Source organism: Niabella agricola (genome assembly GCF_021538615.1).
Taxonomy (GTDB): domain Bacteria; phylum Bacteroidota; class Bacteroidia; order Chitinophagales; family Chitinophagaceae; genus Niabella; species Niabella agricola.
In genome coordinates this window covers 2,145,349-2,158,236 of record NZ_JAJHIZ010000003.1, presented here as the reverse complement: position 1 = coordinate 2,158,236, position 12,888 = coordinate 2,145,349, and the positions used below count along the sequence as shown (strand labels likewise).

The following is a 12,888-nucleotide window of genomic DNA, read 5'->3' as shown; positions in this document are numbered from 1 at the left end:
TTGCTGTTATGTGGAGGAAAATAAAAAAGGCGGCAGGGCTTGCAGGTATATGGTGCTTGTGTACAACGGCCGGTGCACAGGAGCAGGGTATCCATCAACAATCGACCCTGTATGAGTGGCCTACAGATCCGCTTGTAAAACAAAAACTGGATCAGTGGCAGGATCAGAAGTTCGGAATGATCATCCACTGGGGCTTATACGCGGTGCCGGGTATTATAGAATCCTGGTCCATTTGTTCGGAAGACTGGATCGGGCGCGACAGCACGATTCCCTATGATACTTATAAACAGTGGTATTGGGGACTCAGGAGAGATTTTAATCCCGTTCGGTTCAATCCCGATCAGTGGGCTGCTGCCGCAAAAGCCGCCGGCATGCGGTACCTGGTGTTTACCACCAAGCATCATGACGGGTTTAATATGTTTGATACCAAACAGTCGGATTTTAAGATCTCCAACGGCCCGTTTGCAAACAATCCCAAAGCCGATGTGGCAAAATATGTATTTGATGCATTCCGCAAACAAGGCTTTATGATCGGGGCCTATTTTTCCAAGCCCGACTGGCATAATGAGAACTACTGGTGGCCGATGTATGCAACGCCGGACCGGAATGTGAATTATGATATCAAAAAGTTTCCCTGGAGATGGCAGAAATTTAAAGACTTCACTTATAGCCAGATCAGTGAGCTGATGCATAATTATGGGCGTATGGACATTCTCTGGCTGGATGGAGGATGGGTACGGCCCATCTCCACAGTAACAGAAGAGGTGCGGGCATGGGGGATGCGGATCCCGGAATCGGGGCAGGATATCGATATGCCAAAGATCGCAGCCATGGCCCGGGAAGCGCAGCCGGGCATCCTGATGGTGGATCGTACCGTTCATGGCCCCTATGAAAATTATCAGACACCGGAGCAGCGGGTGCCGGATCACCGGATCAACAATCCCTGGGAAAGCTGTATGACCCTGGGCGGTGCCTGGGGGTATGTACCGGGCGACCGGCTGAAGCCGGCATCGAAAGTGATCCATACGCTGGTGGAAATTGTGGCCAAAGGGGGCAGCCTATTATTGGGTGTGGGGCCGCAGGCAGATGGAACCTTAACAGCTGAAGCGGTTTCCCGGTTGAACGAGATCGGCCGGTGGCTGAAAGAAAACGGTGCGGCCATTTATAATACCCGGTCCATTGAGCAGTATCACAGTGGCCAAACCTACTTTACCCGTTCGAAAGACGGAAAAACCACCTATGCCATAACATTGATTCAGGAGCCGGAACTGCCGGTATCGATCCAATGGCAGGGCAACCTTCCGCGGAAAGGATCGGTGATACGGTCGGTTGCAACCGGGGAAAAAGTGAAATGGACAGTAACCGGAGATCTGGTAACACTTCAGGTGCCTGCGAAGCTAAAGACGATGAACCAGACAGCAGCACTGGCTTTTTCTTTTGTAAATGACTAAAAACAGGATATGAAGAAAATTGTAATCAGCTCATTTTTTTGTATGGGGTTATGGGTATGCGGCTTCAGTCAAAAGGTACCACCTCCGGCACCGGTGCATCCTGTACCTTCTGCCCGGCAACTGGCCTGGCACCAGCTGGAAACCTATGCCTTTATCCATTTTACCACCAACACGTTCACCGATAAAGAATGGGGCTTTGGCGATGAGGATCCAAAGATCTTTAACCCAACAAAGGTAGATGCCGGCCAATGGGCATCGGTGCTGAAACAAACCGGTTTTAAAGCCATGATCCTTACCACCAAGCATCATGATGGCTTTACACTCTGGCCCAGCAAATACACCGAGCATTCTGTTAAGAACAGTTCCTGGAAAAATGGTAAGGGTGATGTGGTAAAAGAGGCCAGCGATGCCGCCAGGAAAGCGGGATTGAAGTTTGGCGTATACCTGTCGCCCTGGGACCGGAACCGCTCAGACTACGGAACGCCCTCTTATATTACTTATTATCGCAACCAGTTAAAAGAACTGTTTACCAATTATGGTCCCATCTTTGAAATGTGGTTCGACGGTGCCAATGGAGGCGACGGCTATTATGGTGGAACAAGGGAAAAACGGAAGATCAACGGTGCTACGTATTATGACTGGCCCACTACTTTAAAGCTGGTGCGCAGCATGCAGCCCCAGGTGTTATTCTTTAGCGATGCAGGCCCCGATATCCGCTGGGTAGGCAATGAACGAGGCATAGCCGGCGAAACCAATTGGAACAGCATTACTCCGGATACCCTGTATGCAGGCAAGGCTGGTATTGAAAAGTTGCTCAATACCGGGTCTGCCGATGGCACCAGGTGGATTCCGGCTGAGGTGGATGTTTCCATTCGCCCGGGATGGTTTTATCATGCTTCGGAAGATAGCAAAGTAAAAACCCCCGAGCAACTCTTTGAGATCTATCTGAGCTCCGTTGGAAGGGGATCAAACCTGCTGCTGAATATACCCCCTGACCGCAATGGTGTTTTTCATCCCACGGATGTAGCCTCCCTGCAAGGGTTTAAAAAATTACTGGATGAACGGCTGACCAGCAACCTGGCAAAAAATGCAAAAGTAGTGGTAAGCAATACCCGGGGCAATGCGGCCGCTTACAATGGCGCAAAGATCACGGATGGAAATAATAATACATACTGGGCTACAGATGACGGGATCACATCAGGTGAAATAGAAATACATCTCCTTTCGGAAAAAAAGATCAGCTATATCCTGTTGCAGGAATACATTGCACTAGGCCAGCGGGTACGCAGTTTTACAATAGAAGCAGCTATAAACGGAAGCTGGAAGGAGATCGCTTCAGGAACCACGATCGGATACAAACGGATTTTAAAGATCGACCCCATATCAACCAGGAAGCTGCGCGTACGCATTGCCGATGCAAAAGCATGCCCGTTGATCTCAAACCTGGCCGTGTATTAGCGGTATTGTTGTTGCTGGTATGAACTTTGCGCGTTAAATGAGAAACATAGCATGTTATGACGGAACCAACCTTTACGGCAGTTTGCTTTGGTGAAATTCTCTGGGATGTGCTGCCGGATGGTTCAGAGCCGGGCGGAGCACCCATGAATGTAGCATACCATCTGAATCAACTGGGTATCCGCACCGGTGTGCTCTCAAAAAAAGGCGCGGATGAAGAAGGGGAGCGGTTGATCCGTTTCCTGGAAGCGCATCATGTGGATACGACGTTAATCCAAACCGACAGCATCCATCCAACCGGGAAGGTGCTGGCTACGCCCGGGAAAAACTACGAGATGCTATATGATATTATTGCTCCGGTCGCCTGGGATTTTATTGATGTTACAGAAGGTGTGCCGGAAACGGTAGCGACATCAGCGTTGTTTATTTTCGGGAGCCTGGCAGCCCGCAATGCACATTCGCGCAAAACCCTGTTTAGCCTGTTATCCCAAGCAAAAACAAGGATCATGGATATCAACCTGCGTCCGCCACATTTTACGCAGGAAATCATTGAAGCCTTACTGGATAAGGCTACGGTTTTAAAATTAAACGAGAACGAACTGGAATTGCTCAGTGGCTGGTATCATTTTGCCGGTAATACGCGCGAACAGGCAGCGGCGTTGGGACGCCGGTTCTCCATCCGGGATATCATGATCACGCGGGGCGCCGATGGGGCAGCCTATTACACCGATGGAGCTTTTTATGAACACCCGGGGATCGAAGTGGCGGTTGTAGATACCGTGGGCAGCGGCGATGCCTTTCTGGCGGGCTTTTTATCCAGGTTGCAAAAAGGTAGCAGCCCGGAAGCTGCGCTGGAGTTTGCCTGCAGGTTGGGCGCTTTTATTGCCACGCAAAAAGGTGCCTGCCCCGATTACGATGCCGGCGCAATATAAAAGTTAGATAATTTGGAAATGGGAATATGGAAATGTGGAAGCCATACTGTTTATGAGATCCGGAACGGTGTAAGAGCAATCGCCCCTGCCAACCTAAACTTTAGTTCGCGGTGCAGGACGACCACATCAACCAGAGAACCGTAGGCCTGGGAGGGCATGGTGCATTTCCAAACCGCTTCTCAAAAAAAGCGCGTTTTATAGAGTTTTATATCCGGTATTGTAATGGTCCTGTTGGGGTTCTGCTGGTAAATATGATAGGTCCACCAGCTTTCTTCCGCCTGGGTAAATAACAGGCGTTTGGTTTGGGGATTGTAATTGACAGACTTGATATTTTCCCTGCCGTTTAAAGGTTCAAATTCGCTAAAACGGTCAGCGGGAATATGAAACGTATACACATGATGATGCGTGGTAACGATCATGTTTTCAGCGTCGGTCGCAGACAGATCATGCCCGCCATCCGACGGGAGCTTCCAGTGTTCTTCCAGTTGCAGTTTCGGACTTGATCCTTCCCAGTCTTTTAAAGAATAGGCCCGTAGTTCATCGAAGCCCAATGCAAAAAGCCGCTTGTATTTTTCGTTCCAAACCACACCATGGCCCGAATAAAGCGAATCCCTGAACAGGCGACGCTCCGGCTGATCCACGGCATAGAGCTCAATACTATTGCCCTGCGGGTGCGTGGAAAGGGCCACCACCACCCGGTTTCCTGGCAGCAAGGCGGCGGAATGCGCCATGGGCACATGTGCGTAAAAAAGCGGTTTGCGGGTTTTAATATCCAGCAACAGTACTCCTCCGCCGGATGAGGTAAGCAGCAGGGCCGACCGGTTCTTTACCGGCTTGCATTCGTCCAGGGGCACCATCCATTTCCGGTATGCAGCAGGCAGTGTACCGGCTTCCGAAACCTGCCAGCGCCAGGTAATGGCGGGTGTGGTTACTGATTTCCGGCTGTTTAGCAGCAATACCTTATCGTCTCCGCATACCACAAGGTCCGCATCTCCGGATACTGTTGTGGTTTTTGAAGTGCAGGAGTTGGTCAACAGGGAAAAAATAAGCAGGACGTAAACGGAACGTATCGTTTTCATAATTTCTTTGAAAGGACTTGTGATGTGGTATATTGATAAAACGCTAAAGTTAGGGCATAAGCAGATGCGGGTCAAATTTTCGGCAGGATCATACAGGGCAGTGCCTGCTATTGTTTAAAGACGTTGAAACCGGTACTTTTGATAGGTCAAAAACAGCTAAAATGTCGTATAAAGAATTTAAAACATCATTACTATCCGATGCGCCGCCGACCAGTTTCAGCTCCCTGCAGCAGGGCCTTTGGTATGCTGCAAAAGGTAACTGGGAAGCAGCGCACCAGGTGGCCCAGGATCATGAGGGGGAACCCGACTTTGACCGGCTGCATGCCTGGCTGCACCGGGTAGAAGGCGATGAATGGAATGCCAGTTACTGGTACCGCCGCGCAGGTGCTGTTATGCCCGCCCAATCTTATGAAGAGGAGCTTGAGTTGCTGATGCAGCGCTGGGCCTGATTCCCTGGTCGCCTGGTGCGGATAACGGAATTGCACGGGCTGCGGGTTGCAGGCTCCGGCCTGCTGCAAAACATAAATTGAATTCTCTGGCAGGGTAAAAAAATATTTATCGTAAATTGATCAGGATATTATTATTAATAGACCACTCCAGTAAGTTCAGCAGGCGCCTGCTGCGGGGCCTGGTACAGTATTCCAAAGACTATGGCCCCTGGCTGTTTTACCGGCTGCCCTCGTATTACAAAACACTGCACGGTAAGGAAGGCATATTAAAGTGGGCAAGGAAATGGAAAGCAGATGCCGTCATCGCACATGGCGACGGAGAAGGTACCAGCTTTCTCAAATGCCTGAAGGTTCCTGTAATTGTACAAAACTATAAAATGAGAAGCTCCTGTTTTTCGAACCTTACCGGAGATTACAGGGGTACCGGTATGATTGCCGCCCGGTTCTTCCTGCAACGCCGCTACCGCAACTTTGCATTTTATGGAAATAAAGGAGTGGTATGGTCAATGGAGCGTGCAGAAGGGTATAAAGCGGAGGTTGAAAAAAACGGGGGGAACTTTTATTATTTTGAAACCGAAGCATTGAACGGGGAAGAGTGGGGCAGCAGTCATGAAAAGCTGGATCAGTGGCTACTTTCGCTTCCAAAGCCCGTTGCACTTTTTGCCTGCGACGATCATTTTGCCTTGCAGGTGTCACTGACCTGTAAACTGAACAGCATTGCCATTCCGGAAGAAATCTCCCTGCTTGGTGTGGATAACGACGAGCTGATCTGTAATTTGTCCGATCCACCCATTTCATCCATAGAATTAGACGTGGAAAAGGGTGGGTACGAAACCGGAAGGGTCCTGCATCAATTGGTTACAAAAGCGCACACCGCCCCCCGCAATATTGTGGTAAACCCGGTGCGTTTTGATTTAAGGAGATCTACAGAAAAATACAATGTGACCAATCAGTATATACAGGAAATACTTCGTTATATCGAAACCTCTTTTACCACGCCTATTACGATTGAGGCGCTCACACGGAAAGTGCCGCTTTCGAGGAGAAGCCTTGAAACCAAGTTTAAAAAAGAAATGAACATTTCGCTTTACCAGTTCATATTAAAACTGCGGATCGACTATTTTGCCGATCTTTTATTGGCCCAGCCCGAACGGTCACTGCTGGACCTGGCCATTCAATCTGGCTTCAACGATTCAAGGAATCTTTCGCGCATCTTTAAGAAAATGAAGGGCTACACGCCTACAGACTACCAGAAGAAATTCGCATTCCTTAAATAAAATTTGCGTTTTTTGAAACAATGATTGCGGGATCCGCTCAAGGGATACAGAACGGGTAGTTTAATTTTAACCAAGACGCCCGGGACGCGATTGTTTTTGCCCATTACGAATGGAAATCATTATATGAAATGCCCTATACCGGACGCACCTCTTATAGAAGAATGGATGTAGAAATGCATGCCTTTGTGAGCAACGACAAGGTAGGCACCGGGGACTGGCCTGTTAATAGGGAGGTACTGGCTTCGGGAAATGGATACTCAACAAAGGAATAAGAACGGGTATTTTACGTGCCTGTGTGAGGAGGCCGGCTTATAAGCCTGGGTGCTGCAATGCTTATTTAATTGAATCAATAAGAAATGGAAGACGTCAACAGAATGATGCGGGTAAAAAAATATGCCACGCGTCAGGCGATGGGCTTGGCGGCCGCATTGGCCGTAGCCTCACAAATCGGCCGGCTGCTACAACAGCAGGAAGAGGTTAACATCATTTTTGCAGCGGCGCCCTCTCAAAACGAATTCCTGGCCGCCCTGTTATTGCAGGATATTGACTGGACGCGTATTAATGTCTTTCACATGGACGAATATATAGGGTTGCCGGCTGATGCGCCGCAGGGTTTTGGACATTTTCTGCAATACCGGCTGTTTGGCCGCGTACCGTTGCGAACCGTTCACTATATGAATGGTAACGTACCCGACCCGGAAGGCGAGTGTGCCCGTTATACCCGGCTACTCCATGAACACCCTACGGATATTGTTTGCCTGGGTATTGGTGAAAACGGGCACTTGGCTTTTAACGATCCGCCTGTGGCGGATTTTGAGGACATGAAAACCGTTAAAATAGTGACGTTGGATGGTGTCTGCAGACAGCAGCAGGTGAATGATGGTTGTTTTAGCGCCTTAGCTGATGTGCCGGCCAGGGCACTAACCGTCACCATTCCCGCATTGATGAAAGGCCGCTTTTTGTACTGTACGGTTCCTGCTGCTTCAAAAGCGGCGGCCGTATACAATACGTTCTACAAAAAAATAAGCCCGGAATATCCATCCACTATTTTAAGAACACATCCGGGAGTGTTCATGTTCCTGGATGAAGCGAGCGCCCGGTTGCTGGATGAACGGTTGTTTGAGCCGGGCTGACTTCGGACGCGGCAGGATTCATAAACGGATTGCCGCATTGCGCTTGCTAAAGAACAAAGAATGAACGAATACTTAACAAAAATTTGTTACTCATGAAAAAAAGAAACCTGCTGTCTGTAAGCCTGCTGCTTTGTTTTTTGCTTGCAGGAGCAACCCTCGCTCGGGTGCAGGCGCAAACAAAAACCATTACCGGTACCATTACACAGGAAGGAAGTAATGCGCCATTGGATGGCGTTACCGTAAACGTGGAGGGTACCACCAATGCCATTCTTTCGGATCAGAACGGCCGGTATGCCATTAAGACTGGTCCGGGAGTTACGCTGCTGTTTACCTATGTAGGCATGGATACGGTACGGGTTGGGACCGGCGCATCTTCCACCATAGATGTGGTGATGAAATTGTCAAAAACTTCGATGGATGAAGTAGTGGTGGTAGGGTATGGAACGCAGAAGAAAAGTAATCTTACGGGCGCTGTTGATGTGATTTCCGGTGAGCGGTTGAAAGATCGTGCGGCCAATAATGTGGGCGATCTGATAAAAGGCGCTTCGCCCAACCTCAATATTTCGATGAATATGCGGGGCGGCGAGCCGGGCTCCGCTGCCAATTGGAACATCCGGGGAATGGGGTCCATCCAGGGGGATGCTTCACCATTGATCCTGGTAGATGGAGTGGAAATGAACATCAACAATGTAGATCCGGAGGCTATAGAAAGTGTTTCCATACTGAAAGATGCTTCGGCATCTGCTATTTATGGATCGCGGGCCCCCTTTGGAGTGATCCTGATCACCACTAAAAAAGGCAGCAGGACCGGCGGCGTCAATATTCAGTATACCAACAACCTGTCCTGGAACAGCCCCGTTCGCTTACCCAGCTTTGTAGACTCCTATACCTGGGCTACCGCATACAACCAGGCGGCGGCCAATGCGAAGGCTACCGCTGTGTACAGCGAGGAGCAAATGAAACGAATTCAGGATTATATCAATGGCGCCTACCCATATGAGTATAACCCGGATAAACCGATTGATAATTTATTTGGTGGCCGCCGGGATGGAAATGCCAATAACGACTGGCCGCACCTTCTGATGCGCGATTATGCCTTCAATCAAAAACACAATCTCAATGTTTCCGGAGGCAATGACCGCAACCAGTATTGGCTTGGAGGCGGGTACGTAAACGAGAATGGATTGTACGAGTGGGGCAACGATAGCTATAAACGGGTTAACTTCATCGGTAACTATAATACCACGATCACTTCCTGGCTGAAGTTCAACTCCAGTGTCAAGTATGCCTCGGGAAAAACCGATTACCCCATTGGCTATACGACCGTAGGGCGCGAACATTTCTTTAACGGGCTGCTGACCTTTGCACCCATGATGCCGTTTTATAATATCAACGGTACGGTGCAAAGCCCGCTGGTACGGTACCTGCAGGGCACCGGGCGTGACAAGGGATATACGAATGATTTTTTCATCACCCTGGGCGGCGAACTGGAGCCTGTTAAAGGCTGGAAGACTATTTTATCTTATAACTACAATAACCAGGGCTACCGGAGCACTTCCAACCCGAGGCCGGTTCCTGTTGAACTGGGCACCGGCCAGTTTGCCAATATAGGAAAACCCGTTGCAGGCTATGCATCGGCATTTTCCCAAAACATTTATACCCTGATCAATGGAACTACATCCTATGAGCGGAAAGTAAACAGGCATTATTTTAAAGCGCTGGCGGGTTATGAACAGGAATACCGGTATTATACGGGGCTGAGCGGATCCGGTGCCAACCTGGTCAATGTAGATGTGCCCTCCATCAGCGGTTCATTGGGGACGCGGGTTGTAAGCGACCAGATCTATCATTGGGCTACGCAGGGGGTGTTTGGCAGGCTCAACTATAACTTTGATGAACGGTACCTTATCGAATTCAGTGCCCGGTATAACGGGTCTTCCAGGTTTGCGCCAGGAAAGCGATGGGGCTTTTTCCCCGCGGGTGCAATTGGGTACGCCATTTCAAAGGAGCGTTTTTGGGAGCCCATCAAAGCATATGTGAATACCCTGAAATTAAGGGCCTCCTACGGAGCGTTAGGTAATCAGAATATTATTTCAACCGGCTTGCTAAATGAACAAAACTACCGGTACCTGGCCACGATACCCACGGGCAGTCAGCTGAACTGGATCATTGACGGTGTGCGGCCGCCCTTTGCCAATGTTCCTTTGCTGAAAAGTGCCGATCTGACCTGGGAAACCATTACCTCCTTTAACGCGGGGATCGATGCGGCATTTTTGAATAACCGGTTGAACCTGACAGCCGACTGGTACAAACGGATAACGGATGATATGGTGGGGCCCGCCCTTAGCCTGCCTTACCAGATCGGGGCAACGGCTCCGCCCACGAACAATGCGAAGCTGTCGACCACAGGATTTGAGCTGGTGTTATCATGGAAGGATCAGGTATCGCCTCGCTTTGGCTATAATGCCAGTGTTAGCTTCGGTGATAACCGCTCCGTGATCCTTCAATACCGTAATGATAAGGAGGGCATTGATACCTGGTATAGGGGCAAACAGGTGGGGGAGATCTGGGGTCTTGTCAGCGACGGGTTGATCCAGCGCGAGGGTGAGCCCATGGCCGATCAATCCAAATACTGGAGCACCTGGGGCCCGGGCGATATGAAGTATAAGGATGTGAATGGCGACGGCATTATTAACGATGGCCAGCGGTCACTGAGTAATCATGGAGACCTGGTGGTGATCGGTAATAACCAGCCGAGGTACAATATCGGTATCACCGGTGGAGTAAACTGGCGGCAGTTTGATTTTTCGATGTTCTGGCAGGGCGTTGGAAAACAGGATTATTACCCAGGTACGGATTCGCCGGTGTTCTGGGGTCTGACCACCGCCTGGGGCGGGTCTGCCGTTTTTAAAAACTCACCCAACCTGGACTATTGGCGCCCCGCCGATGAGACCAATATCCTGGGGCCCAATACCGACGCCTACCTGGCCAAACCCTATTTTACGGCAGAAACCAATAAGAACCGGCTGGTACAAAGCCGGTACCTGCTGAACGCTGCCTACCTGCGGCTTCGGAACGTTCAGCTGGGGTATACATTGCCGGCAGATCTCCTGCGCAGGGTTAAGATCAGCAACCTCCGGGTATATCTTTCAGGGGAAAATTTATTGCTGATCACCAGTGTGCCCAAGGTGTTTGATCCTGAAACGATGATCGCTTCAGACAGGAGTTTCGGGGGGTATCAAACCGCCGGTATGATCTACCCGCAAACCAGCTCACTTTCATTCGGATTGAATCTTACCTTCTAATATGTAACTATGAATATCATGAAAAAATATTGCATCATCATGGTACCGGCAATCTTGCTGCTCGGGGCCTGTAATAAAAATTTCCTGGATCGCGAACCGTTGGATGCGACCACGTCAGATGTGTTTTTTGAAACGCCTGACCAGATGCGTACCTATATCAATTCATTCTATAGCTCGGCTAATTTCCCGAAATATGAAAATCATGGAAGCGACTACGAAAGCGATAACCAGGTGACCAATACGCCCAACCAGCGACTCCAGGGCACCCGGGTAGTTACTACTTCCGGCACCATTAGTTTTACCGATGTACGCCGGATCAATTTCTTCTTTGATAATTACCGCAGAGTGGAAAAAAACTACAAGCTTGATCAATATAAGCAATACCTTGGAGAAGCTTATTTCTTCCGGGCGTTGATCTATTTTAAGTTGCTGCAGAGTTATGGAGCGATACAGATCGTTACAAAAGAGCTGGGTGTCGATTCTCCCGAGTTGTTTAACCCGCGGGATCCCCGGAATGCCGTAGCAGACTTTATCATCGGTCAGCTGGATTCTGCTGCCCTGTACCTGACCACCGATAAGACCTCCGGAGCCGGGCGGATCAACCGCTGGATCGCTTTGCTGATCCAAAGCCGTGTGGCCCTGTACGAGGGCTCCTGGGAAAAATACCATGCCAGCACCGCATTCGGCGTAGACAACGCCAAACCGGATGTGTATTTCACAAAGGCAGCTGAAGCGGCCGAAGCCGTGATTAATGCAAAAGTATACAGTGTGTACAGCACCGGCAAACCCCAATCCGATTACAAAGACCTGTTTGCGCTGATGGATTACAGTACCAATAGTGAGATGATGTTTTGGCGGAAATATGATAATAGCCTTACGGGTGGAGATCCGGATTTTACGAATGACCGCTTTTACCGGATGACGACCCCAACGAACCGAACCATTACCCGGCAACTGGCAGATGCCTACCTCTGCGCCAACGGCAAACCCATTACCGGCAATGATCAGTTTATGGGGTACAATACACTGGCGCAGGAGGCCCAAAATCGCGATCCCCGCTTTTATCAAACCATTGCAACGCCCGACCAGGTTTGGAAAATTCAGCCAAATGGAAGTACTGAAAACTGGAGTGGCGCTTATGCACAACTCAATACAGCAGCCGATTATAACGCGCCCAGCGGCTATATCATTCAGAAAGGCTATAATCCCACGATGGCATACCATGTGCAGCAATATGAAGAGTCGCCCGGCATTATTTACCGGTATGCGGAAGTGCTACTTAACTATGCAGAAGCCAAAGCTGAATTGGGCACGCTTACACAGGCCGATATCGACAAGTCGATTAAACCGTTGCGCGACCGTGTGGGCATGCCCAACCTGCTGATCTCCGGTATTGCTACCGACCCCAAATGGGATTTCCCGGAGTTATCACCATTGATCAATGAAATACGCCGCGAGCGCAGGATAGAGCTGGCCGCTGAGGGTTTCCGGTGGAATGATATCGCCCGCTGGGCTGCAGCGGATGAATTGATCGTAGGTACCCGGCCAAAGGGCTTCAAGGCTTCGCAGATTGCAAAAAATCCATTCCCGGTAGACGAGCAGGGGTTTCTTGATCCGTTCCAGAAATCCCTTCCTTCGGGCTATGGGTTTAAACTGAACCGGGACTATTTGAACTCGATTCCGGAGAGCGAAATTTTACTAAATGATAACCTGAAGCAAAACCCGGGATGGTGAGGAAAGTTCAATGTTGCTGGTTTCGGGTTTCAACAGAACAGACGCATCATTTTCGGGGCCGCTGATTCTGCAC

The 12,888-nt window shown here is 49.7% G+C and carries 10 protein-coding genes; 9 read left to right on the top strand and 1 reads right to left on the bottom strand.

The window, feature by feature from the left end:
- Positions 1 to 8 precede the first annotated feature (8 nt).
- The 3 genes from LL912_RS14475 to LL912_RS14465 are packed head-to-tail and all read left to right on the top strand — an operon-like array spanning position 9 to position 3,838.
- Positions 9 to 1,451: an alpha-L-fucosidase gene (locus LL912_RS14475; RefSeq protein ID WP_235554287.1), complete on the top strand. Its 1,443-nt coding sequence runs from the start codon at positions 9 to 11 to the stop codon at positions 1,449 to 1,451.
- Positions 1,452 to 1,460: 9 nt separating this feature from the next.
- Complete coding sequence (locus LL912_RS14470; protein WP_235554286.1) at positions 1,461 to 2,909, top strand: alpha-L-fucosidase; 1,449 nt, start codon at positions 1,461 to 1,463, stop codon at positions 2,907 to 2,909.
- Between the two features lie 56 nt (positions 2,910 to 2,965).
- Positions 2,966 to 3,838, top strand: a complete 873-nt coding sequence (locus LL912_RS14465) for a carbohydrate kinase family protein (RefSeq protein WP_235554285.1) — start codon at positions 2,966 to 2,968, stop codon at positions 3,836 to 3,838.
- A 179-nt stretch (positions 3,839 to 4,017) separates the two neighbouring features.
- Here the strand turns inward: LL912_RS14465 and LL912_RS14460 are convergent, their stop codons facing one another.
- On the bottom strand, positions 4,018 to 4,917 hold the full coding sequence (locus LL912_RS14460) for a DUF6528 family protein (protein WP_235554284.1): 900 nt from the start codon (positions 4,915 to 4,917) through the stop codon (positions 4,018 to 4,020).
- Between the two features lie 161 nt (positions 4,918 to 5,078).
- Here LL912_RS14460 and LL912_RS14455 point away from each other — a divergent pair, with 161 nt between their 5' ends.
- From LL912_RS14455 to LL912_RS14430, 6 genes are all read left to right on the top strand, one after another.
- The gene (locus tag LL912_RS14455) at positions 5,079 to 5,366 is read left to right on the top strand and encodes a hypothetical protein (protein WP_235554283.1); all 288 of its coding nucleotides are present in this window, start codon (positions 5,079 to 5,081) and stop codon (positions 5,364 to 5,366) included.
- 116 nt (positions 5,367 to 5,482) lie between these two features.
- Entirely contained in the window at positions 5,483 to 6,643 is a 1,161-nt protein-coding gene (locus LL912_RS14450; RefSeq protein ID WP_235554282.1) for an AraC family transcriptional regulator, read from the top strand.
- A gap of 128 nt (positions 6,644 to 6,771) precedes the next feature.
- Positions 6,772 to 6,915: a hypothetical protein gene (locus LL912_RS14445; RefSeq protein ID WP_235554281.1), complete on the top strand. Its 144-nt coding sequence runs from the start codon at positions 6,772 to 6,774 to the stop codon at positions 6,913 to 6,915.
- Positions 6,916 to 6,999: 84 nt separating this feature from the next.
- Positions 7,000 to 7,776: a glucosamine-6-phosphate deaminase gene (locus LL912_RS14440; RefSeq protein WP_235554280.1), complete on the top strand. Its 777-nt coding sequence runs from the start codon at positions 7,000 to 7,002 to the stop codon at positions 7,774 to 7,776.
- 92 nt (positions 7,777 to 7,868) lie between these two features.
- Positions 7,869 to 11,081, top strand: coding sequence for a SusC/RagA family TonB-linked outer membrane protein (locus LL912_RS14435; RefSeq protein ID WP_235554279.1), 3,213 nt, complete (start codon positions 7,869 to 7,871; stop codon positions 11,079 to 11,081).
- 18 nt (positions 11,082 to 11,099) lie between these two features.
- A complete protein-coding gene (locus LL912_RS14430) occupies positions 11,100 to 12,815 on the top strand; it encodes a RagB/SusD family nutrient uptake outer membrane protein (RefSeq protein ID WP_235554278.1) in 1,716 nt (571 codons plus the stop codon).
- Positions 12,816 to 12,888 lie beyond the last annotated feature (73 nt).

What these genes read in the sequence shown, in the direction of transcription:
- LL912_RS14465 (WP_235554285.1), top strand. Translation starts at nt 2,966, where the DNA reads ATGACGGAACCAACCTTTACGGCAGTTTGCTTTGGTGAAATTCTCTGG.
- LL912_RS14445 (WP_235554281.1), top strand. Translation starts at nt 6,772, where the DNA reads ATGCCCTATACCGGACGCACCTCTTATAGAAGAATGGATGTAGAAATG.
- LL912_RS14455 (WP_235554283.1), top strand. Translation starts at nt 5,079, where the DNA reads ATGTCGTATAAAGAATTTAAAACATCATTACTATCCGATGCGCCGCCG.
- LL912_RS14475 (WP_235554287.1), top strand. Translation starts at nt 9, where the DNA reads ATGTGGAGGAAAATAAAAAAGGCGGCAGGGCTTGCAGGTATATGGTGC.
- LL912_RS14440 (WP_235554280.1), top strand. Translation starts at nt 7,000, where the DNA reads ATGGAAGACGTCAACAGAATGATGCGGGTAAAAAAATATGCCACGCGT.
- LL912_RS14435 (WP_235554279.1), top strand. Translation starts at nt 7,869, where the DNA reads ATGAAAAAAAGAAACCTGCTGTCTGTAAGCCTGCTGCTTTGTTTTTTG.
- LL912_RS14460 (WP_235554284.1), bottom strand. Translation starts at nt 4,917, where the DNA reads ATGAAAACGATACGTTCCGTTTACGTCCTGCTTATTTTTTCCCTGTTG.
- LL912_RS14470 (WP_235554286.1), top strand. Translation starts at nt 1,461, where the DNA reads ATGAAGAAAATTGTAATCAGCTCATTTTTTTGTATGGGGTTATGGGTA.
- LL912_RS14430 (WP_235554278.1), top strand. Translation starts at nt 11,100, where the DNA reads ATGAAAAAATATTGCATCATCATGGTACCGGCAATCTTGCTGCTCGGG.